Origin of the sequence: Actinocrinis sp., assembly GCF_035946395.1 — a bacterium.
Taxonomy (GTDB): domain Bacteria; phylum Actinomycetota; class Actinomycetes; order Streptomycetales; family Catenulisporaceae; genus Actinocrinis.
The window spans coordinates 1-22,183 of sequence record NZ_DASYZI010000104.1; the positions used below are offsets into that span (position 1 = coordinate 1).

A 22,183-nucleotide genomic window follows, 5' to 3' on the forward strand; every position below is an offset into this window, starting at 1 on the left:
GCTGCGGTATCCGAGGTCCGCCCGGATTGTGGCGCCGATGTGCCGTCTCATTTATCGCCACTTGTCGGTACCGCGTGGCAGGCTGCGTGACATGTGCGGACGTTATGTGGTGACCACCCCGCCTCAGCAACTTGCGCTGGACTTCGACGCTGTCCTGGACATCGAGCAGGCTCCGGTGGACTACCCGGATTACAACGTCGCTCCGACAAAGCCGGTCCCGGCGGTGCTGGTGCGCGGCGATCAGCGGGTGCTCTCCACGCTGCGCTGGGGGCTGATCCCGTTCTGGGCCAAGGATCCCTCGGTCGGCGCGAAGATGATCAACGCCAGGATCGAGTCGGCGGCCGAGAAGTCCGCGTTCAAGCAGTCCTTCGCCCGGCGCCGCTGCCTGCTGCCGGCGGACGGATATTACGAATGGCTCACGCTTCTGCCCGAGCCCGGTGCCGCGGCGTCCGGCGGCAAGGGCAAGCCCAAGCCGCGGAAGCAGCCTTACTACATCCGCCCGGCCGAAGGCGGGCCGCTGGCCTTCGCCGGGCTGTACGAGCGGTGGCGCGACGCGGAGGGCCGGGAGCTCTGGTCGACCACGATCCTGACCACCGCGGCGGCCGAGTCGATGACGTGGCTGCACGACCGGATGCCGTTGACCGTCCCGAGCGGCGGCTGGGACGCCTGGCTCGATCCCGCGCTGGATGATCCGCAGCGGGCCCGCGCACTGCTCGACTTCGCCCCCCGCTGGGCTACCGTCCCGGTGTCCGAGCAGGTCAACTCCGTGCGCAACAACGGACCCGAGCTGATCGAGCCCGTGGCGAGCGATCCCTCGTACGCGGGAATTGCTGAGCGGGACACGCTGTTCTGATGGGTTGTGATAGCGACCACACCCACGCCTGCCGCGCCCAGGTCGCAGCCTGGGCTCGCGCCGTCCCGACTCGGTGATCAGGTACCCCGGCGGTTATTCTCGGGGAAAGTCCGGCTGATACTTGAGCCGGATCCGATCACGGAGGTGGGTATCACGGTGGGCACAGCCGCCGGGGCGCAGCCCGCGCGCGAGGCGGACACCGCGGCGCAGACGATCACGCCGGAGACGGTGGAAGAGACAGCGCCGCTCGAAGAGGCGGTATCGCTGGCCGCCGCGGAGACCGCGGCGCAGCGCGACGCGCGATTCGAGCGCGACGCGATGCCCTTCCTCGACGCGCTCTACTCGGCCGCGCTGCGGATGACCCGCAATCCGGCGGACGCCGAGGACCTGGTCCAGGAGACCTACGCCAAGGCATACGCGTCGTTCCACCAGTTCAAGCCGGGAACGAACCTCAAGGCGTGGATGTACCGCATCCTCACCAACACCTTCATCAACGGCTACCGCAAGAAGCAGCGCGAGCCACAGGCCTCCGGCACCGACGAGATCGAGGACTGGCAGCTGCACCGGGCCGAGTCGCACAGCTCCACCGGCCTGCGCTCCGCCGAGGCCGAGGCGCTGGACCACCTGCCCGACTCGGACGTGAAGGAGGCGCTCCAGTCGATCGGCGAGGACTTCCGGATGGCCGTCTACCTGGCCGATGTCGAGGGCTTCCCCTACAAGGAGATCGCGGACATCATGGGCACGCCGATCGGCACGGTGATGTCCAGGCTGCACCGCGGCCGACGGCAGTTACGGGAACTGCTGGCCGACTACGCCGAGCAGCGCGGGTTCGTCGGGGCGGCGGTGAACGGGCACGACTCCGTCAACGGGAACGACTCGAACGGTCAGTACGGGGATGGCGGAAAGGCAGCGACGGCATGAGCTCCGGACATCCCCACGAGCAGAAATCCGAGTGTTCGTCGGTCCTCGACCGGCTCTACGAGTACATCGACGACGAGATGGCCGACGACGACTGCGCCACGATCCAGGCCCACCTGGACGACTGCGCCCCCTGCCTGGCCGAGTACGGCCTCGAACAGGCGGTCAAGTCGCTGGTGCACCGCAGCTGCGGCTGCGACACGGCACCCGACCAGCTGCGGCTGAAGATCCTTTCGAAGATCAGGCGGGCGCAGGACGGCCTGCCGGTCGACTCCGGCGAGCGCGTCTAGCCGCCGCCCGGCCCCATCGGCCGGATCGTGGCGTGGTCCGGCCGCGTGATCCCTGCGGCGTCGGCCACCGCCCGGCGGCACCCTGTGTGTAGGCCCGGCCACACCCGGCGATCGCGCCGCGAATCCCTTTCCCATGTAATGCGCTGAATGTCGCGTGTTTTCGATGACGCTCGGTAGTCCGGCCGTCACGGCCCGTCTGAACTGGCAAGATATTCGACTGAACTTTCCACTCAGTCGATTGAATCGTGTCCCGTATGGCGTTCCGCGTGGCACCATCGTGTCGTTAGGTCCCCCGGATCGGGCGCGCTGTTCCCGATCTTGGGGCTCGTAGTGCCCCCGGTGCGGAGGGGTGTCGACGATGACGGCTTTGGAGTTCCGGCGCACGCGTCCCGAGACGCCTGCGCCTGTATTGCGTATGTTTCGAAGAAATGTCGGCCGGCGGGAGGCGTCGGCCGAGCTGCGACGGTCCGCGGCCCTGATTCCGGCGATCGAGCCCCGACCGGCCGGTCCTGGCGGGCAGCGCCGCCGTGGTCCGGTGCCGAAGGGCGCGAGGCGGTACATCATCGCCCTGGCCGCCGTCGCGCTCACGGTCGCGGCGCTCGTGCTGCCCAACGCGCCGTGGAGCCGGGCGAACGTGCTGCTCTTCTTCGCCCTCGCAGCGCTGTACGGCGTGATAGTGCTGGCAGCCGAGTTCCCGAGGGCCGGGGAGAGCCCCACGGTGGCGGCAGCGGTCGCCGTGCAACTCGCCGCGCTTCTGCTGCTCACGCCTGACGTCTCGGCGGCGGCACTTACGCTCGGTGCGTTGTTCATCCTGCTGCGTGCCGACATCTCGCGGCTGCGGATGCTCTTCGTGATCTCCGGGACCTTCCTCAATCCCATGAGCGGCGGCGCGGTGCACACGATGTTGCACGGCACCCGGAGCATGGCGCGTCCGGAGATGCCGAACGCGCTCTTACCGATCCTGATCACCTCGCTCGTGTTGTCCACGGTGCCCACACTGCTCACTGCGCCGGTCATCGTGCTCAGTGCTCCGGCGCGCATTCGGTCGGTGCTGCGGGACGCGCTGCGGCACGCCATCCCGCGCAATGTCGCGTACAGCTTCGTCGGCCTGCTCGCCGCCGTGCTGTGGCGCCACCACGCGCAGGTGCTGGCCACGCTCGTGATCCTCGGACCGCTGCTGGTAACCCGTTGGGCGGCCGCGCAGTACGCCGAGCAGCGTGCCGCACATGACGCTACGGTGCGCGCCTTGGTCCAAGCGGTCGAGATCAAGGACCTGTACACCCGTGGGCACAGCGAGCGGGTCGCGAAGGCGAGCGAGATGATTGCGCGCCGGCTCGGCATGGACGAGGAGCGGATCGGCATCCTGTGCTATGCGGCGATCCTGCACGACGTCGGCAAGCTCGGCGTGCCGACCCGGCTGTTGCAGAAGGACGGCAAGTTCGACGCGGCCGAGCTTGAGGCCATAAGAGTGCACCCGGTGCGCGGCGTCGACGTGGTACGCGACATCGCCTTTCTCAACGAGGCGTATACCGCGATCCTGCACCACCATGAGCGGATGGACGGACGCGGCTACCCGACTGGCCTGGTCGGGGAGAACATCCCGCGCTTCGCCCGGATCATCGCGGTCGCGGACGCCTTCGACTCGATGACGTCGACCCGCTCGTACCGTCCGGCGCGCTCGGTCGCGGACGCGATGGACGAGCTGCGCGCCTGCGCGGGCAGCCAGTTCGACCCGGTGATGGTGGACGCCATGGAAGCGGCCCTGGTCGAGGCGCAGCGTGACGGACAGCCGTGGCTCGGCGACGGCACGCTGCCGGAACCCATCGGCGCGCGTGCCGTGATCGACGCGAGCGTCACCTGTCACGACGGCGCCGCGCTCGACTACGAGGCCGCGACCGCGGAGGCCGCACCGAGCGGCGTCGCAGGCAGTGGCGTGCCAATCAGTGGTGTCCCAACCAGTGGTGTCACCGTGAACGGCACGGTCCGACTGGTCGACAGCGGTGCCTACAGCCGTGACGGTTACGCCGGTAACGCTTACGGTAGCGACACTTACAGCGGTAGTAACACTTACGACCATGACGATCCGGCGTTCATCGTCCCCAGCCCGCTCTCCGACGAGCAGCAGGCCGAGTCGGCTCCGCATGGCGCCGCGCCCAGGGGCCGCTGATGGCCGGGCGGTGCCGGTGAACGAGTCGAGCATCCAGGCCCGGCTTACCGGACCACTGACCGCGCCGGCTCTGCTCTCCGTCATCGCCCTGGTGATCGCCGTCGCGGCCGTGGTCGACGTGGTGCTGCGCGGCGTCGCCATGCCCGTCGTGGCCGCCGCGTTCGGCGTGACCATCGCGCTCGGCGAGGCGATCAGGATCGAACTGCCGTACGGCCGGGACTCCGCGCCGCTCGCCTCGGCCGCCGCACTCGCCTACGCCCTCTGCTACTCGATCGCCGAGAACGACGCCTCCTACGGCGTCGCCGAGCCGGTCGCCATCACCGCGCTGGCGACCACGTTCGGTGTGTCCGTCCAGGCCTATGCCGGACGCCAGGCCCACCCCGGCTATCTGGCCCGGCGCATCCTGGTCGCCGGATTCGCCGCGCTGCTCTTCCGCGGCTGGCTGCTTCCCGGCCCGTTCGCGGGAGTCGACGACGAGCACGGGCCGCTGCGCTTGGGCGTGGTGGTGGCCGCGATCGCGCTCGTCGCCGTGGCCTTGGACTACCTGCTGGCCTCGCTGCTGGTGTTGCAGGAGTCGGCGGGCCGCGCCTCCGGGATCCTCGGGAGCGGGTCGCGCCCGGACCCGGCCATGCCAGGCACCCGGCCGCGGTTGTCCGTGCGCCGAGTGCTGGCCGGGTTCGTCGACGACTGCATGTCCTCGGCCTGGGTGTGCCCGACGATCGTCCTTTTCGCCGCCGCCATCACGACGGCCGCCGATCCGATCGGGATGTGGGTGCTGCCGATCGCGGCCGCGCCGATCCTGGTCGTGCAGCGTTCGCTGCGCCGGTACGCCGAGATCAGCGCGACCTACCACCAGACCATCAGGGCACTGTCGCGAGTGACCGAGCTGGCCGACTACACCGAGCCCGGCCACGCCCGCCGGGTCTGCCACCTGGCCCTGGCCATCGGCCGGGACCTGTCGCTGCCCGAGTCGCTGATGCCCGACCTGGAGTACGCCGCGCTGCTGCACGATATCGGCCAGCTCTCGCTCACCGACCCGATACCCGGCGGCGCGACCGTGCTGATCGCCCCGGAACGGGCCGGCTCGATCGCCGCTCTCGGCGCGGACGTGGTGCGCCAGACCGGAGTGCTGGACCGGGTGGCGGACATACTTGAGAACCAGTGCAGTCCTTTCCAGCCCGAGCGGGCGAACGAGCCCGTCGCCCTGGCCGGGGCGATCATCCGGGTCGCCAACGCCTACGACGACTTGGCCGGCGGCGCCCTCGACCCGGACCGCAGGCTCGCCGCGGTGCGCCGGATCCGGCTGGGCATGGCCGCCGAATACGACCCAAGGGTCGTCGAGTCCCTCACCCGGATCGTCGAGGCGGCCTAGGGAGTGCACTGAAGATCTCGCTGCGACGGCATCAGGCCATCTGTCAGCGAATACAAGCCGCCGCGCCGAAGATTGGCGTGCGCGTCACCCGGCTGGCAGGCCCGCGCTGTGCGACGATTTCGGCAGTCGCGCCGGTGGGGCGGGGCCGTCGTTCCGCGACGCAGACCGGGAACGCTACGGGAAGAGGGTCCGCATGTCCGAGGTGGTCCGCGCCGAGATGGTGGCGAACGTCGCCGAGGTCAACGTCAAGGTCGGCGACCGGGTCGAGGCCGGTGCCGCCCTGGTGCTGCTTGAGTCGATGAAGATGGAGATCCCGGTCCTGTGCGAGGTCGGCGGCGTCGTAGCGGAGATCCACGTCTCGCCGGGCGACGTCATCCAGGAAGGCGACGTGATCGCCGTCCTCAATTAATGCCATTAATGGCATGGCACCTGGCAGCGACCGACCACTGAGCTGCCGATGAGCTGGTCCTATCCTTCGTACATCACTTGAATGAGTGAAGGAAAATCCGGGAAAATCGGTGTTTCTCGTGTTTCTCGGTGCCGAGTAAGGCCGTTGCTTGTGGATGAGCCCGGGTTGTCCCGGTCTACATATCGCTCGTTCGGGTGACACGCGGAGGATGGGACTGGTGGTCGCTCACGCTCCCGTGCCGGGAGCAGTGCGCGATCCATCCGCCCGGCAGCACCTGTACGACCATCCGCCGCGCGCACTGTCCGCAGTAGCGCGGCGGTTCCAGTTCGAGCCTTGCTGCGCACGGTTCGTGCGTTCCCTCATCGATCGGCCCGCCGCACTGCCCGCAGTACGTCGGCGTAGCCGACTTCGCCGCCGCGTGGGTCTCCTGTGCCTCCTGAGCCTCCGCGTTCATGCCGTCAGCTCCAGGCTGTACACGAGCAGCGAGAGTCCCGGACGCGGCGTCCAGTCACGCTCCGGCACGCGTGCGAACCCGAGTCGTGCGTACAGCCGCTGCGCGTCGGTCATCTCGGTCATCGTCGACAGGACCAGGCGCGAGCTTTCCGCGGCCTTGGCCAGCGCTATGCAGGCAAGCACCAGCGCCTCCCCGACTCCGCGCCCGCGCGCTGCGGCCCGCACGCCGAGCATCCGGATCTCGGCCTCGTCGTCCACGCCGAAATCGCGCCACGGCGAGCCGGGCGCCGCGTGCACCACCGTGCCGAGCAGCCCGTCGGTCCCGTCGTCGTGCGCGACCAGCATGGTTGTCGCCGGGACCTGCCAGCGCGAATGCGCGTCGCGTAGCACCGCCAGATACTCGGCACTGACCGTGCCGTCGTAGACCTCGGCCGTCACCGCGCCGATCTCGTCCAGTTCGCTCGCGCGGGCCGCGCGCACCACCACGTCCATGGCTCCCCATCCTCGCATCACGCGCCTCCGGGGAGCCACGGCCCCCTAACAACGAGCGCCCTACGCCACGACCGGCTCGGCGGACGGCTCCCCCTGGCGCTCCTCGTGCTCGTAGTCCTCCGCCGAAGTCGAGTCGTCACCGGCCGGTGCCCGGACCGCGCGCAGCACCACGTTCGTCACCAGCAGGACGACCAGGTTGACAACCAGCGCGGTGACCGCGATGTACGCCTTCTGGTGCGTCCACGGGATCTGCGCGACCTGTGAGCCGAAGTGATGCTGCGTCGGCGAGGTCTGCCACCAGGCGACCAGTGCGCCGTACCCGATGCCCGAGGCCCAGCCGAGCAACAGCGCCCAGCGGTGGAAGTAGCGGGTGTAGAGCCCGAAGACGATCGCCGGGAAGGTCTGTAGGATCAGCACCCCGCCGAGCAGCTGGAAGTTGATCGCGCTGGTCGCGTCCAGGCCCAGCACGAAGGCCAGCGCCCCGAACTTGACCAGCAGCGAGACCAGCTGTGAGACCTGTGTCTGCTCGTGCGCGGAGGCCTGCGGCCTGATGAAGTCCACCCACACGTTGCGGGTGAACAGGTTGGCGGCCGCGATCGACATGATCGCCGCCGGCACCAGCGCCCCGATCGCGATCGCGGAGAACGCCACCCCGGTGAACCAGGACGGGAACGCCCAGTCGAGCAGCGCGGGCACCGCGTGCTGCGCGTTGCCGTTCAGCGTGGCCGTGGTGAAGTGTGCGGCGATGGCCATGTAGCCGAGCAGCGCGATCAGGCCGAGCATCAGCGAGTAGGCGGTAAGCGCGGCGAGGTTGCGCCGCACCGTGTTGCGGCTCTTCGTGGCCAGCACGCCGACCTGCGCGTGCGGGTACATAAACAGCGCCATCGCCGAACCGATCGCCAGCGTGGCGTAGGGCAGCGTGTTGCCGTGTGCCAGCAGGATCGAGCCGGCGGGCTTTCCGGTCTTGGGGTTGGGCGTGGTCAGCCTGGTCTGCGCGGCGTCGAAGATGTGAGACCAACCGCCCGGAATCCGCGTCGGAATGTAGACGATCGCGACGATCACCGTTAGGTAGATCAGCGTGTCCTTCACGAACGCGATCAGCGCAGGCGCGCGCAGGCCCGACGTGTACGTGTACGCGGCCAGTACCGCGAACGCGATGAAAAGCGGCAGGTCCTTGGCGAACGTCGAGCCGTTACCGCCGATGCCGATCACGTCCAGGCACGCCTGGATACCCACCAACTGCAACGCGATGTAGGGCATCGTCGCGACGATCCCGGTAATCGCGACGGCCAGAGACAGTGAGCGCGACCCGTGCCGCCCCTTCACGAAGTCGGCCGGAGTCACGTAGCCGTGTTTGCGCGAGACCGACCACAGCCGCGGCAGGAAGATGAACACCAGCGGCCAGACCAGGATCGTGTACGGCACGGCGAAGAAGCTCAGCGCTCCGGCGCCGAACAGCGCCGCGGGCACCGCGACGAAGGTGTAGGCGGTGTACAGGTCGCCGCCGAGCAGGAACCAGGTGACGAAGCCGCCGAACGACCGGCCGCCGAGCCCCCATTCGTCCAGGTGCTTGCGGTCGACCCCCGATCGGCGCCACCGCGCGGCCAGGAAGCCGAGGACCGCGACCGCGACGAAGAAGAAGATCACGACGCCGAGTTCCGTGCGGTTGATCGCCTTGCCGGAGGCCGCGGCGAGGACGGTGCCGGTGCCTGATGCGTGCCCGATCGCCGCGTGAGTAGCCACGGCCGTGTGGGTCAGTGCCGTGTGGGCCAGGGCCGCGTGAATCGCCATCATCGGGCCTCCGTCCCGCTGTCCGCGTCATCGGCGGCTGGTCGTCCGCCGCGCCGCGCCGCGTTATCGCGCTTCACGGCCTCGTTCGCGATCACGACCAGCACGGCGGTGATCACGACCCACAGCAGCTGATACCAGTAGAAGAACGGGAACCCGAGCAGCTTCGGATTCGTCTTGTTGTAGGAAGGGATCCAGAGCATCGCGACGAACGGCGCGATGATGCAGACCGCTGCGACGGCACGCAGCGGAGAGAGGACCGACCCGCCCCCGCCGGTGGGACGTGACCGATCAGCGCCCGTACTCATATCAACCTCCAGGCTTACGACGTCGACATCGACGTCGCCAGGGAGGTTATTGCCACGTGCGTCGCGGTGAACGGAGCCGCGATGTTGCGATTCGGTCAAACCACTGCGCTATGCGCTCAACGGTGTCGTGCACGCGCCGAACGGCCCGGATGCTGCCTCATCAGACAACGTGTTGTTTCACCTGACCAGCCGACCACGCTGGTTGCCGAGCGACGTGTTCGAGTTCCTCAGGTTGACGTACCTCGGCCATCCGGATCATCTCCTGGCCGTCGGTGCCTGGCGGTACTCCTGTTCCGCTTCGCCGATGGGGAGGCTAGCGCAGCGAGTGACGGGCCTTGAGCCCTGCGAGTGCCAGCACCAGCAGCAGCGTGATCGCGTTCGCGGCGATCACCGCGGGTGCCGCCGCGATGAGGCCGTAGATCAGCCAGGCCACGACGCCGGTGCCGAACATGGCGAACCAGACCCAGGCGAAGTCCTTCGTCGAGCGCGTGCGAAACGCGCGCAGCACCTGCGGCAACCAGGACAGCGTGGTGAGCGCTCCCGCGACCAGGCCGATCAGCGTGGCCGTCGACATTCTTCCGTCCCCCCTCCGCGCCCTCGCGGCCACCGTGCGCCCGCGTGGCCGCTGGACGATCCTCATTTTGTGCAGAGGCTGTACAAATACATAATCGTGGAGTGACCCCCGAACTGTCCACTCCGGTCGCGAGTACGACGGGCAACGATCCGGCCAACAACGCGACCCGCCTGCTCACCGCGCTGCACCGGCGCGACGGTGCGGCTACTCGCGCGGAGCTGACCGCGCAGCTCGACTGCGGTCGCTCGGCCGTCAGCTACGCGCTGTCCGACCTCGTCGAGCGCGGCCTGGTCGTGGTGGACGAGCATCCGCAGGCTTTCGCGGTACCCGGTGCCGCTTCCGGCCGAGGCCGCCCCTCGCATCTGGTTACCGTCGCGCCGACGTCTCCTGTCGTTATCGCGGTCCACCTGCGCGTCGACACTCTCGACGTGGGCGCGTTCGAGCTTGGCGGCCGAATGCTGCGGATCGAGCGAGAGGCTGTCGAGCCCTCACCGGACGTCGAGATGACGATGCGCCGGATCGGCCGTCTGGTGCGCATGATCGCCGAGGAGGCGCAGCGGCCGTGCATCGGCGTCGGGGTCTCGTTGCCCTCGCCGGTCCGTGCCACGGACGGCTACGCGCTCGCACCGCGTCATATGAACTGGCCGGGCGTCGCGGCAAGGGATCTCATCGCGGCGCAGTTCGGTGACGCCACGGCGCTCGCCGGCATTCCGGTGCACGTCGGCAACGACGCGAACTTGGCCGCGCTCGCCGAGTATGTGCACGGCGCGGGCAGGGACGCGCGCAACATGCTCTTCGTGACGACCGAACACGTCGGCATCGGCGGCGGCCTGATCAGCGGCGGACGGCTGTTCACCGGTGCGAGCGGCTACGCGATGGAGGTCGGCCACACCACCGCGAATCCGGGCGGTGAGCTCTGCCGCTGTGGGGCGCGCGGCTGCCTGGAGGCCGAGGCGGATTCGCGTGCGCTGCTACGCGCCGCCGGTCGGCCGGACGCGCCGGCCACCGGGCTCGAATACCGGGCGCGGGTGGTCCTAGCCGACGCGGCGTCCGGTGACCCTGCGGCGCGAAACGCCGCCGACACCGTGGCCGCGCGTGTCGGCTCCGGCCTCGCCGTGCTGGTCAACCTGCTGGACCCGGACCGGATCGTGCTCGGCGGCCTGCTGGCGCGGGTGCTCAAGCTCACGCCCGAGTCGCTGGCCGCGGCGCTGCACGAGGGCTCGTTCCTGGAGCGTGCCGTGGCGGTTCCGGTGGTGCCGGCGCAATTGTCCGCCCCGACGTTGGTCGGCGCCGCCGAACTCGCCCTCGCCCCGCTGCTGGCCTGACCGGGGGTAAGGGAGCGTCAGCGCTGGCTAAGGTGACACTGGCCACAGTGTCGGCGGCATCGACAACGTCGCAGCGACGGCGTGGGTTGTAGCGCCGCGGGCGGCGCCGGGATGGTATGTGCTTGGGGCGGTATGCAGCGTTGCGGTATGTGCTACAGCGTTGCGGACAGTGCTTTGACCGGCATCGACAGGCGGTCCAGCAGTTCCAGGTCTGCGGCGGCCGGGCGTCCTAGCGTTGTGAGGTAGTTTCCTACGATTACCGCATTGATTCCTCCGAGCAGGCCCTGCTCGGTGCCGAGGTCGCCGAGGGTGATCTCCCGGCCGCCCGCGTAACGCAGGATCGTGCGCGGCATCGCCAGCCGGAACGCGGCGATCGTGCGCAGCGCCTCTCGGCCCTGCACCGGCTCAAGGTCGCCGAACGGCGTGCCGGGGCGCGGGTTGAGGAAGTTGAGCGGCACCTCGTCCGGGTCAAGCTCTGCCAGCTGCGCGGCGAACTCGGCGCGCTGCGCCAGCGTCTCGCCCATGCCGACGATGCCGCCGCAGCATACCTCCATACCCGCGTCGCGCACCATCGTGAGCGTCTCCCAGCGCTCCTGCCACGTGTGCGTCGTGACCACGTTCGTGAAGTATGAGCGCGCCGTCTCCAGGTTGTGGTTGTAGCGGTGCACCCCGATCTCGGCGAGCTCGTCCACCTGAGCCTGCGTCAGCATCCCGAGCGACGCGGCGACGTTGATGTTCACCGCCGCCTTGATCGCCGCGACGCCCTCGCGCATCTGCGCCATCAGCCGCTCGTCCGGGCCGCGGACCGCCGCCACGATGCAGAATTCGGTCGCACCGGTCGCGGCGGTCTCCTTCGCCGCGTCCACCAGCGACGGGATGTCCAGCCAGGCCGCCCGAACCGGGGTCGGGAAGCGGCCGGACTGCGAGCAGAAGTGGCAGTCCTCCGGGCAGCCGCCGGTCTTCATCGAGATGATGCCCTCGACCTCCACCTCCGGCCCGCACCAACGCTCACGCACCTCGTGCGCCAGTGCCAGCGCCTCCTCCAGCCGCTCGTCCGGCAGCTCCAGCACCGCGAGCACCTGGGCCTCGTCCAGTCCCCGTCCCTGCTCCAGCACCTGCGTCCGGGCGACGGCCAGAATGTCCGCGCCGGGCTCGGCAAATTCGATGCTGCTGCTGCTTTCAACGGCGACGGTCATGCGAGGCCCTTCTTACGGCGTGGTCGTCTCGTCCTTCGGCAGTCTGCACCATCCACCCGGACGCGGGTGCAGCGGGCTGGAATCACACCTCAAGGGCCAGCACGCCCGGCAGCTCGCCGAAGCGCGCCTTGGCGTCCCGGGTCAGCACGATGCGGCCGGTCTCCGCGGCATGCGCGGCGATGATCAGATCATGTGCACCGCGGCGGGCTCCGATGCGGCGCGTATGCGCGAGCAGTCTGGCGTGGTGCGCGGCGGTCAGGTCGGTGTAGTCCAGCACGTCGACGACCGACGTGATCGCGGCGAGCGCCCGCGCGCGGTCCGCCGCGCGCTGAGCCGACGGCGCCAGTTCGATCCCGACGCGGTACTCCGCGACCGTGATGGCGGCGACGGCCAATTCGTCGTCGTCGAGCGCGTACCGATCGAACGAGCTCTTTTCGTACTCGATCAGGATGTTCGTGTCGAGGATCAGGCGTCGGCCCACGGATCTGCCGCATCCTGGTCGAGCAGTTCGAGGGCGCCGGCGATGTCGCCGGAGAAGGTGCCGTCCGGTGGCGGGATGTCGGCCAGCGCGGCGCGCAGATCGGAGCCGCGGCGCCGGTGCGCCGGCCCGATCTCGGCGACCGGCTGGTTCCCGCGCGTGATGGTGATCGTCTCGCCCCGCTCGATGGCGTCGAGCAGATTCGAAAACTTCCGCGAAGCCTCGGTGGCGGTCATGGTGCGCATGTCGCCATGATATCTGAGAATCAGACTCCCGCTAGCTGGGCGATCAGAGAATCTGATGGATGGGCGAGTTGGGTTGCGTGGGGAGTGCGGCGGGTCAGCGCGCGTAGCGGGTTCGAAAGGCCGCCGGATCGAAGACGCCGCCCAGCGCGGGGGAGAGCGCGGCCCGGGCGGCCAGCAGGAACTCCGGGGCGTCGAGGGCGCCCGCCCCGGCGGGCACCGCTCCGGCCAGCGGCCGGGCCGCGAGGGTCTCCAGGTCGCGGATGTTGCAGCGCATCGCCAGGTCCGGCTCGTCCGGCGCCGCCGGCCAGGAGCCGAGCACCACCCCGGCGAGTTCCACGCCGCGCAGCGCCATCGACTCAAGCGTCAGCGCGGTGTGGTTGAGCGTGCCGAGTGCCGGATCGGCGACCACGAGTACCGGCGCGCTCAGTTCGCGGGCCAGATCGGCCAGTGTCGCGCCGTCCTCGTCGAAGCGCACCAGCAGGCCGCCGGCGCCCTCCACGAGCACCAGCCGCCGCGAGTCGGCCAGCTTGCGGATGTCGGCGGCGGCGTCGTGCAGCGACAACGCGGGCAGGCCGCTGATGCGTGCCGCCGCGGCGGGGGAGAGCGGATCGGGGTAACGCGCGTACTCGTGGGTGTCAGTCACGCCGGCCAACCGCGCGATGTCGGCCAGGTCGGCCGGTTCGCCGCCGACCACTCCGGTCTGCGCGGGCTTGACCACGGCGACCGAGGCGCCGCGTGCCGCCGCCAGCGCGGCCAGCGCCGCGGTCACGACCGTCTTGCCGACCCCGGTGCCGGTACCAGTCACCACGAGAATGCTCACGACCGGCGAGTTTACCGACGTGTCCCGCCGCCCCGGTTCCAACTGCCGCCGGGATCAGCTACCGCCGGGATCAGCTACCGGCAGGCCAGGGAATCTGCGCGGAGTGGTAATAACCAATGCCCATCAGGCTCCAACGCGGCCCCTGCGCGGCCAGGCGCGACTGGAACGCCGTCCAGTGGTGCACGGCCGTCGAGGACCAGCCGAGTTCGGCAACGGCGGGCAGGCGCGGGAACGCCATGTAGTCGATGTCGGAGTTGTGCGCGATCGTCTCCGTCCAGAGGTCCGCCTCGACCCCGAGGACCGACGACGCGTTCACGCCCGGCAGGTACGTCGCGGGGTCCCAGTTGTACGCGTCCTGCACGTCGACATAACCAGCCCACTTCAGCCCGAGGGTGGTGTCCGCGTTGTACTTCTGGTCCAGGTACGTGTGGCTCGCCGGATCGAGCACCAGCCGAGTTCCCGAGTTCGCGGCCTGAACGAGCTGCGGCGTCGGGGGCCCGGGATTCCAGTACGTGGCCACTGGCGGGTCCGACGCGGCGGGATTCGAGATGGCGGGCGGATTTCCGTCGAACGCCGCGACGGTCTCCTGCCAACCCCACGGGACTTTGCCCTGAGCGCGGACAACGGACGCGGCGCGGCTGACGATCTTCGCGTAGTCGGTCGGTGAAGTCGCCTTCGCCTCGTCACCGCCGATGCCGACGTACGGCCCTGGGGTCAACGCAGCGAGTTGACGGAAGACGTCGTCGAGGAACGTGTACGTCGTCGGCTTGCTGGCGCACAGCGAACTGAACCCGCTGTCGATGCCGGTGAACACCTGCTGCGGTTTGCCGTAGCAGTTCAGCGTCGGGTACGACGCCAGGGCAGCGGTGACGTGCCCCGGGATGTCGATCTCAGGAACGATCGTGATGTACCGCGACTGTGCGTACGCGACGAGCTTGCGGTAGTCGTCCTGCGTGTAGAAACCGCCAGGGCCGCCGCCGACCTCGGTCGCCGCGCCGATCGTGGTGAGTTTCGGCCAGCCGTTGATCGCCAGCCGCCAGCCCTGATCGTCCGTCAGATGCAGGTGCAGGTAGTTGACCTTGTAGAGCGAGATCTCGTCGATGTACCGCTCCACGTCGGCGACGCTGAAGAAGTGCCGGGCGACATCCAGCCCCGCTGCGCGATACGTGAAGCGGGGGTAGTCGAGGATGTGGCCTGAGGGCACCGCCCACGCTGGTTCAGCGCCGTGCAGCTCACCAGCGGACGAGGCCTTCTGCTCGCTGCGCTTCTCGACCTGCGGCGGCAGAAGCTGACGCAGCGTCTGCACGCCGTGGAACAGACCGGACGGCTGGTCGGCCTTGATGGTGACCTGATTGTCGGCCACATCCAGCCGATAGCCCTCGGCACCGAGCTGCTTGTCGTCGGTGAGTACGAGCCCGATGCCGCCGCTGGTTGTGGCGCTGCTTGATGATCGTGCGTTCGTTACCGGAACCGCATAGCCGGTTGCCGGGCGCAGCAGGGAAGCGAGGTAGTCGGCGACGCTGCGCGCGGCAGCCGAGCCGGGGGAGACGTGGATTTCCGTCGAAGGAGTGATCACGAACTGCCCGCCGACCGCCACCGCGCTGACCGGCGCGGGCAGAACGTCCGCGTAGTCCGCCCGCTGCGCGGCGCTCGGCGGTCCGTCCGACGCTTTGCCGGCCACCCCTATCAACACGCCGACGCTCAACGCGACCAGCACGGCCACTGCGAATGCGATCCCGAACAGAGGCTGCCGCGGGATTGTGGAGCGGTGTCGGTGCATAGACATCAGGGGTTAAGTAAACCCGATGCGGGTCGCAGTTACGACGTCGGGCGGGTCAGCCGCGCCAGGAACTTGTACCGGTCGCCCCGATAGACCGAACGCACCCACTCGACCGGCTCGCCGCCGTCGTCCTTCGAGTGCCGCGAGAGCAGCAGCATCGGCAGCCCCGTGTCGGTGCCCAGCAGCGCGGCCTCGCGCGGCGTGGCCAGCGCGGTCTCGATCGTCTCCTCCGCCTCGGCCAGGTGCACCCCGTACTCCTCGCTCAGGGCCGTGTAGAGAGAGGCGTACTTGGTCAGATGCTTTCGCAGCCCGGGGAAGCGCTTCGCGGACAGATGCGTGGTCTCGATGGCCATCGGCTCGCCGTTGGCCATGCGCAGCCGCTCGATCCGCAGCACCCGCGAACCCGGCTTCACGACCAGCCGGTCGGCCAGGTCGTCGTCGGCGGAGACGTAGCCGATCTCCAGCAGCCGCGAGGTCGGCTCCAGGCCCTGCGCCCGCATGTCCTCCGTGTAAGAGGTCAGTTGCAGCGCCTGCGCTACCTTCGGCTTGGCCACGAAGGTGCCCTTGCCCTGGATCCGTTCGAGCCGGCCCTCCACCACCAGCTCGGCCAGGGCCTGGCGCACGGTGGTGCGCGAGGTGTCGAAGTCCAGCGCGAGGGTGCGCTCCGGCGGGACCGGGGTGCCGGGCGGCATGGTCTGCGTCATCTCCAGCAGGTGCCGCTTGAGCCGGTAGTACTTCGGGACGCGCGCGGCCGGCTCGGCGGCCTGGGCGTTCTCGTCCTGATCCAGCTCTCCCGGCCCGACGAGCGGGGCACGGACCTCGACCGCGCTGTGCTCGACCGTCACGGCACCTCCTGATGTTGTGGCCACAAGGTGTCATGGTCCCACGGCACTGTAAAGGACCGACAGCCCTCCGGCGCGCGCGGCACCCCGGCCGTGCCAGGAGAGGTCTAGACCAGTATGCACCATACATCACGAGCTGGTGACCGGTGAAGCCTTGATAACGGCTTTGGACCCCTGGCGCCCGAACCCTTGACGGTCCATATTGGTCTATGCCACTCTCCCAACTGGTCTAAACCATTGGGCCGGCCGGCACGAGACCCCCGGTGCGCTCGCCGCACGCCGACCGGAACGGTGGCGACACCGCGACAGTGCAAGATCGAATTCAATTCGGCAAGGCCCCGAACGGCTAAGTTCTAACAGCCCCAAACGCGGCACCGGCCCCGGCTCGGCGAAGCCCAGGGTCGCCGGGTCGAGACCGGACCGGTGCCGTCCACAGTCCGCCCCGCTTTGCATCCACAGGAGGATGGCTTGAAGCGCACAATCGCAGTGGCCGCGGCCCTGACCGCAGCCGCGTTGACCGCCTCAGCGTGCTCATCGTCGTCGTCAGGCGGTAACACCTCGACGCCGCAGAGCGTGCTCAGCACTTCCGGTGCCGGCAAGACCGTCACCGTCTGGCTCATGGTGGACGCCCAGAAGGGCTGGCCGGACGTGGTCGCCGCGGCGAAGACCGCCTTCGAGAAGGAGACCGGCGCCAAGCTCAACATCGAGTACCAGCAGTGGAGCAACTACACCACCAAGCTGGACACCGCGCTGCTCTCCGGCAACGCGCCCGACGCGCTTGAGCTCGGCAACACGCAGACGGCCAAGTACATCAACGCCGGCTCGTTCGTCGACCTGACCAGCGTCAAGGGCCAGTTCGACAACTCCGCGCAGTGGCTCGACTCGCTGGCCGCCTCCGGCCAGAGCGCCGACGGCACCAAGACCTTCGCCGTCCCGTACTACGCCGGCGCCCGCGTGCTGATCTACCGCAAGGACCTGTTCGCCGCGGCCGGCGTCGCCACCCCGCCGGCCACGCTGGACGACCTGACCGCCGACCTGACCAAGGTCCAGGCGAAGAACGCGTCCACCCCGAACTTCTCGGCGCTCTACCTGCCGGGCAAGGACTGGTACACCGCGCTGTCCTTCGGCGCCGGCACCTACGGCGTCAAGGGCGTCATCGCCAAGGCCAGCGGCTCGAACTACTCCGGCACGCTGACCGACCCGACCTTCGTCAACGGCATCCAGACCTGGTACGGCCTGCAGAAGAAGTTCTCGGTCGGCGGCGCCACGGTCGACGAGTCCAACCAGGACGCGCTGATGGCCAAGGGCAACATCGCCGCGATCATCGGCGCCGGCTGGGAGGCCGGCTCCGTGGTCGACCCGAAGGCGGGCAACCCGGCGCTGGCCAACGACCTGGCCGAGATCCCGGTCCCGGGCACCGCGGCCGGCACGCCGACCCCGGCGTTCCTCGGCGGCTCCGACCTGGCCGTGCCGACGCACGCCGCCAACGCGGCCCTCGGCGCCGAGTTCCTGCGGATCTTCACCGACACCGCGACCCAGACGCTGCTGGCCAAGTACGCCATCCCGAACAACAAGACGCTGATCTCGGCCTACGAGGCGGCCAGCTCCGCCAACCAGGCCACCGGCGAGGCTGCCAAGGCGTCCACCTGGTTCATCCCGAACTCGCCGAACTGGTCCGGCGCCGACGAGACCGCGCTACAGACCGCGTTCTCCGCGGTGGCCACCGGCACCGACCCGGCCAGCGCCCTCGGCACCGCTCAGACGACCATTCTGGGCGACCTGAACGCGCAGTAGTTTCCCCCTCGCGGGCCGGGACGCATCCGAGCACGGAGCGGCTGCGGCCCGCGAGACCAGGGCGGCGCACGCGTTGAACAACAGCAGCCCGCGCAACAAACGCGCGGGCTGCTGTGCACGCGGCGCCGTGAGCAGGCGGCCGTGCAGCTTCATCTCTCCGGCCTCGGCCGGGGCGGCGGCGCAGGACCGGCCGACGCGCGGCGGCGGGCGAATCCACCGCCGCCACAAGACCCGGGTCATGGGCGAAGAGCCAGTTTGAACACGGGCTCCAGGGAAGGACCCATCCACACGATGAGCGCGATTCAATCCGATCGCCGCGAGCAGGGCGTCGAGCGCCTCGACGGACCCTTCCCGGCGCCGAAGGGCCGCCGCCGCGGCGTGACGGTCCAGGGCAACTACATCCCCTACGTGCTGATCCTCCCGGCAGTCGTCACGCTGATCGGCGTGCTGGGCTACCCGCTGGTGCGGGTGATCATGCTCGCGTTCCAGAACGTCAACAGCTACCTGCGGCTGGCCGTGCCGAGCCTGGACAAGTGGATCGGCTTCCAGGGCTTCGGCAGGGTCTTGTCCGACTCCCAGTTCTGGTCGGTCGTCGAGCGCTCGTTCCTGTTCACCGTCGAGGTCGTCACGATCTCCATCGCGCTCGGCCTCGGCTTCGCGCTGGTGCTGAACCGGGTCTCGCCGTGGGCGAAGATCTTCGTCTCCACCGTGATGATGTTCGTGTGGGCGGTGCCCGCGCTGGTCACCGGCACCGTCTTCCGCTGGCTGTTCGCCGGCATCGGCGGAGTGGTCGACTACATCTTCTATCTGTTCGGCGGCAGCGGCATGAGGAACCACGACTGGTTCGCCAACGCCAACGAGGGCCTCTACGTCGTGGTCGCCATCGCGGTGGTCTGGGGCGCCCTGCCGTTCCTCGTGCTCGGCCTCAACGCCGCGATGACCCAGGTGCCGCGGGAGCTGGTCGAGGCCGCGAAGGTGGACGGGGCCAATCCGGCGCAGCAGTTCCGGCACGTCATCCTGCCGATCATCCGGCCCTTCCTGCTGCTGTGCACCTCGCTCAGCTTCATCTGGGACTTCCAGGTGTTCGCGCAGATCTGGGCGCTGCGGCAGAACTCGCCGGAGCCTGGCTACTGGACCGTGGGCGTCTACCTCTACGAAGAGGGCTTCACCAGTTCGCACTACAGCACCAGCTCGGTGATCTCGATCGCGATGATCCTGCTGATGCTGGTCGTGCTGATCGCGTACATCCGACAGGTCGTCAAGATCGGAGGCCAGGGCTGATGGCCGGCTTCACTCCCGCGCGCCCGATGCCCGACCGCCTGCCCGCAGCGGGGCAGACGAAGCTGCACGCCCGCGGCACCCGCCCCGGCGAGAAGCGGGCGATGACGGCGCTGTGGAACACGATCGCGGTGGCCTTCGGCCTGGTCATGGCCTTCCCGATCTACTGGATGATCCTGACCACGGTCAAGTCCAACCACGACCTGCTCGCCCAGGACCCGACCTTCTGGCCGACGCACTTCGACCTCTCCAGCTACCGGACGGTCTTCAGCGATCCGGACTTCCTGAACAGCATGCGCAGCACCGCGATCATCACGATCGGCTCGGTGATCGCCGGCCTGGTGGTCGGCTTCCTGGCCGCGGTGGCGGTCGCCCGGTTCCGGTTCCGCGGCCGCAACCCGTTCATCGTGGCGATCCTCGTCGTGCAGATGGTGCCGCTGCTGACGATCGCGATCCCGCTGTTCATCGTGCTCAACAAGGCGGGCCTCTACGACCAGTACCTCGGCGTCATCCTCGCCTATCTGGTCTTCACCATCCCGTACGTGGTCTGGACGCTGCGCTCGTTCATCGTGAACATCCCGGTGGAGCTGGACGAGGCGGCCATGGTGGACGGCTGCACCCGCTGGGGCGCGTTCTTCCGGATCATCCTGCCGCTTTCCATGCCCGGCCTGGTGACCACCGGGGTGTACGCCTGGATCCAGGCCTGGAACGAGTTCGTGCTGGCCAACACGCTGCTGAGCAGCAACGGCAAGCGCACCTCGATGGTCTGGCTCTCGTTCTACTCGGCCAGCCCGACGCACGGCGCCGACTACGGCTCGCAGATGGCCGGCGCGCTGCTGGTCTCGCTGCCGGTGATCATCCTGTTCGTGATCTTCCAGCGGAGGGTGGCCTCCGGACTGACCGCGGGCGCGGTCAAGGGGTAAGAGGGTGCGCGGTTTGGTGGCCGACGGTGTTGTTCATGCGGCTGGCACCGCGTGGGTGCGGGCCGATGGCCGTTGCCTGACGGCGTAGTCGTCGGTCGCCGCGCGGTGTCGCTGAGGCGGCTGGCGCCGTGTGGCGCTGCGGCGCCCTCCTCCGCCTCGACCCGCTCGGCCACCGATCCGCGCACCCCCTGAACCGCTGCGTGCAAGCGGCCGCTTTCCGGCACCCACAGTCCGTACCAGCGACCCCGAGGACGGGACGACCATGGCCAGATCCGGCACCGACACCGCCCGACTGCTGCGCGACGCCGGAGCCGTGCTCCAGGCCGGATTCGACGGGACCGCCGCGCCGGAATGGCTGCGCCGGCGGATCGCCGCGGGTGAACTCGGCGGCATCGCCCTGTTCTCGCGCAACGTGCGCGACATCGAGCAGTTGGCGGCGCTCACCGCGCTACTGCGTCAGGACGAGCCGCAGCTGCTGGTCGCCATCGACGAGGAGGGCGGCGACGTCACGCGGCTGGAGGTGGCCCACGGCTCCTCTTATCCGGGCAACGCCGCACTCGGCAGCGCGGACGACCCGCGGCTGACCGAGCAGGTGGCGTTCGCGATCGGCCGCGACCTGGCCGCCGCCGGGGTCAACCTGAACTACGCCCCGGTCGCCGACGTCAACGCCAACGCGGCCAATCCGGTGATCGGGGTGCGCTCGTTCGGTTCGGGCAGCGCCTTGGTCGTGCGGCACACCGCCGCCTACGTCCGGGGCCTGCAAGCGGCCGGCGTGGCCGCGTGCGCCAAGCACTTCCCGGGCCACGGCGACGCCGGCGAGGACTCGCACCTCGGCCTGCCGCTCGCCGACTTCGACGACGCGAAGTTCGCCCTGCACCTCGCCCCGTTCCGGGCCGCCGTCGCCGCCGGGACGAAGACCATCATGACCGCGCACATCCTCTTCCCGCGTTACGACCCCGACCTGCCGGCGACGATGTCCCACGCCGTGCTCACCGGGCTGCTGCGCGGGGAACTCGGCTACGACGGCCTGATCATCACCGACGGCATCGACATGGGCTCCATCTCCGCCTACTACGGAATCGCCGAGGGCACCGTCAAGGCGATAGCGGCCGGAGCCGACGCGATCTGTTTCGGCGGCGGGCTGGCGGACGAGAACGCGTTCCTCCATCTGCGCAACGCCCTGGTCTGGGCTGTCCGCGAACGCCGCCTGTCCGAGGAGCGGCTGCACGAGGCGGCCGAGCGCAACCGCGCCGTGGCCGGCTGGTCCGCCGAGGTGCGTGCGGGCGGCGCAGGGGCCAGCGAGGCGGACCGTGGGGTCGGCCTGGAGGCCGCACGCCGGGCGGTGCGCGTGCGCGGTGAGCTCAAGCCGCTGAGCGCCCCGGTGTACGTCGCCGAATTCTCGCCGCTGGTCAGCATCGCCGTGGACACCTCGACCCAGTGGGGTCTCATCCGCCCCGTCTCCGAGCTGCTGCCCGGCACCAACGGAACCCGCGTCATGCCGCCGATCTCCGGCACCGAGTCCGTCGGACTGATGACCGTGCCGGTCGTCGACCACGACGCTCGCGTCGACACCGCGCCGATCCTGGCGGAGTCGGCCGGCCGTGCGCTCGTGCTGGCCGTGCGCGACCTGCACCTCAACCGGTGGATGGCGCGGGCGGTCGACGCGATCGTCGCCGAACGGCCCGACGCCGTCGTGGTCGAGTTCGGGCTGCCGTACGGTCGCACCGATGAACTGGTGGACCGAGGCGTCACAGTCGTCGCGACCTATGGCGCGGCGTGGGTCTGCGGCATCGCCGCTGCCGAGGCGTTGACCGGCCGGCGCATGGACGGTTGACGGCGCACGGTGTGGACTGGCACCGCGTTGCATTCGTACAGCTA

General features: G+C 69.4%; 22 protein-coding genes. 11 read left to right on the top strand and 11 right to left on the bottom strand.

Features of this window, described 5'->3' with window-relative positions; all coding sequences use genetic code 11:
• The first annotated feature begins 91 nt into the window (after positions 1-91).
• From VGS97_RS06880 to VGS97_RS06905, 6 genes are all read left to right on the top strand, one after another.
• Positions 92-853 (top strand): SOS response-associated peptidase, encoded by a 762-nt coding sequence (locus VGS97_RS06880; RefSeq protein WP_326852395.1) that lies wholly within the window; start codon positions 92-94, stop codon positions 851-853.
• A 114-nt stretch (positions 854-967) separates the two neighbouring features.
• Entirely contained in the window at positions 968-1,774 is an 807-nt protein-coding gene (locus VGS97_RS06885) for a sigma-70 family RNA polymerase sigma factor (RefSeq protein WP_414641656.1), read from the top strand.
• On the top strand, positions 1,771-2,061 hold the full coding sequence (rsrA, locus tag VGS97_RS06890; protein ID WP_326852398.1) for a mycothiol system anti-sigma-R factor: 291 nt from the start codon (positions 1,771-1,773) through the stop codon (positions 2,059-2,061). The genes VGS97_RS06885 and rsrA overlap by 4 nt, the downstream gene beginning before the upstream one ends.
• A 535-nt stretch (positions 2,062-2,596) precedes the next feature.
• Positions 2,597-4,228, top strand: coding sequence for an HD-GYP domain-containing protein (locus VGS97_RS06895; RefSeq protein ID WP_326852399.1), 1,632 nt, complete (start codon positions 2,597-2,599; stop codon positions 4,226-4,228).
• A 16-nt stretch (positions 4,229-4,244) separates the two neighbouring features.
• Positions 4,245-5,600, top strand: a complete 1,356-nt coding sequence (locus VGS97_RS06900) for a hypothetical protein (RefSeq protein WP_326852400.1) — start codon at positions 4,245-4,247, stop codon at positions 5,598-5,600.
• Between the two features lie 193 nt (positions 5,601-5,793).
• Positions 5,794-6,009, top strand: a complete 216-nt coding sequence (locus tag VGS97_RS06905) for a biotin/lipoyl-binding carrier protein (protein ID WP_326852401.1) — start codon at positions 5,794-5,796, stop codon at positions 6,007-6,009.
• Positions 6,010-6,184: 175 nt separating this feature from the next.
• On the opposite strand, the gene VGS97_RS06910 is transcribed toward VGS97_RS06905, so the two are convergent.
• The 5 genes from VGS97_RS06910 to VGS97_RS06930 form a co-directional block, all read right to left on the bottom strand.
• On the bottom strand, positions 6,185-6,463 hold the full coding sequence (locus tag VGS97_RS06910; protein WP_326852402.1) for a hypothetical protein: 279 nt from the start codon (positions 6,461-6,463) through the stop codon (positions 6,185-6,187).
• Positions 6,460-6,954 (bottom strand): N-acetyltransferase, encoded by a 495-nt coding sequence (locus VGS97_RS06915; RefSeq protein ID WP_326852403.1) that lies wholly within the window; start codon positions 6,952-6,954, stop codon positions 6,460-6,462. Before VGS97_RS06915 ends, VGS97_RS06910 begins: the two co-directional genes overlap by 4 nt.
• Positions 6,955-7,014: 60 nt before the next feature.
• The gene (mctP, locus tag VGS97_RS06920; RefSeq protein ID WP_326852404.1) at positions 7,015-8,745 is read right to left on the bottom strand and encodes a monocarboxylate uptake permease MctP; all 1,731 of its coding nucleotides are present in this window, start codon (positions 8,743-8,745) and stop codon (positions 7,015-7,017) included.
• Positions 8,745-9,050 carry a DUF3311 domain-containing protein gene (locus VGS97_RS06925; protein ID WP_326852405.1) on the bottom strand — a complete coding sequence of 102 codons (306 nt, stop codon included), beginning with the start codon at positions 9,048-9,050 and terminating at the stop codon, positions 8,745-8,747. Before VGS97_RS06925 ends, mctP begins: the two co-directional genes overlap by 1 nt.
• A 313-nt stretch (positions 9,051-9,363) precedes the next feature.
• Positions 9,364-9,624, bottom strand: a complete 261-nt coding sequence (locus tag VGS97_RS06930; protein ID WP_326852406.1) for a SemiSWEET transporter — start codon at positions 9,622-9,624, stop codon at positions 9,364-9,366.
• Between the two features lie 101 nt (positions 9,625-9,725).
• On the opposite strand from VGS97_RS06930, the gene VGS97_RS06935 reads away from it, so the two are divergent.
• Entirely contained in the window at positions 9,726-10,949 is a 1,224-nt protein-coding gene (locus VGS97_RS06935; RefSeq protein WP_326852407.1) for an ROK family protein, read from the top strand.
• A gap of 152 nt (positions 10,950-11,101) precedes the next feature.
• Here VGS97_RS06935 and bioB read toward each other — a convergent pair whose 3' ends face one another.
• The 6 genes from bioB to VGS97_RS06965 all read right to left on the bottom strand — a co-directional run bounded on the left by bioB (position 11,102) and on the right by VGS97_RS06965 (position 16,256).
• Positions 11,102-12,145, bottom strand: a complete 1,044-nt coding sequence (gene bioB / locus VGS97_RS06940) for a biotin synthase BioB (RefSeq protein WP_326852408.1) — start codon at positions 12,143-12,145, stop codon at positions 11,102-11,104.
• 82 nt (positions 12,146-12,227) lie between these two features.
• Positions 12,228-12,626, bottom strand: coding sequence for a type II toxin-antitoxin system VapC family toxin (locus VGS97_RS06945; RefSeq protein WP_326852409.1), 399 nt, complete (start codon positions 12,624-12,626; stop codon positions 12,228-12,230).
• On the bottom strand, positions 12,611-12,868 hold the full coding sequence (locus VGS97_RS06950) for a type II toxin-antitoxin system prevent-host-death family antitoxin (RefSeq protein WP_326852410.1): 258 nt from the start codon (positions 12,866-12,868) through the stop codon (positions 12,611-12,613). The genes VGS97_RS06945 and VGS97_RS06950 overlap by 16 nt, the downstream gene beginning before the upstream one ends.
• A gap of 94 nt (positions 12,869-12,962) precedes the next feature.
• The gene (gene bioD / locus VGS97_RS06955) at positions 12,963-13,688 is read right to left on the bottom strand and encodes a dethiobiotin synthase (protein ID WP_326852411.1); all 726 of its coding nucleotides are present in this window, start codon (positions 13,686-13,688) and stop codon (positions 12,963-12,965) included.
• A 70-nt stretch (positions 13,689-13,758) separates the two neighbouring features.
• Positions 13,759-15,411, bottom strand: coding sequence for a beta-N-acetylhexosaminidase (locus VGS97_RS06960; RefSeq protein WP_326852412.1), 1,653 nt, complete (start codon positions 15,409-15,411; stop codon positions 13,759-13,761).
• A 95-nt stretch (positions 15,412-15,506) separates the two neighbouring features.
• The gene (locus tag VGS97_RS06965) at positions 15,507-16,256 is read right to left on the bottom strand and encodes a GntR family transcriptional regulator (RefSeq protein WP_349262015.1); all 750 of its coding nucleotides are present in this window, start codon (positions 16,254-16,256) and stop codon (positions 15,507-15,509) included.
• A gap of 522 nt (positions 16,257-16,778) precedes the next feature.
• Between VGS97_RS06965 and VGS97_RS06970 the strand changes: the two genes are divergently transcribed.
• From VGS97_RS06970 to VGS97_RS06985, 4 genes are all read left to right on the top strand, one after another.
• Positions 16,779-18,104, top strand: coding sequence for an extracellular solute-binding protein (locus VGS97_RS06970; RefSeq protein ID WP_326852414.1), 1,326 nt, complete (start codon positions 16,779-16,781; stop codon positions 18,102-18,104).
• Positions 18,105-18,395: 291 nt separating this feature from the next.
• On the top strand, positions 18,396-19,385 hold the full coding sequence (locus VGS97_RS06975; RefSeq protein ID WP_326852415.1) for a sugar ABC transporter permease: 990 nt from the start codon (positions 18,396-18,398) through the stop codon (positions 19,383-19,385).
• Complete coding sequence (locus VGS97_RS06980) at positions 19,385-20,305, top strand: carbohydrate ABC transporter permease (protein WP_326852416.1); 921 nt, start codon at positions 19,385-19,387, stop codon at positions 20,303-20,305. The genes VGS97_RS06975 and VGS97_RS06980 overlap by 1 nt, the downstream gene beginning before the upstream one ends.
• A gap of 262 nt (positions 20,306-20,567) precedes the next feature.
• On the top strand, positions 20,568-22,139 hold the full coding sequence (locus VGS97_RS06985) for a glycoside hydrolase family 3 protein (RefSeq protein WP_326852417.1): 1,572 nt from the start codon (positions 20,568-20,570) through the stop codon (positions 22,137-22,139).
• Positions 22,140-22,183 lie beyond the last annotated feature (44 nt).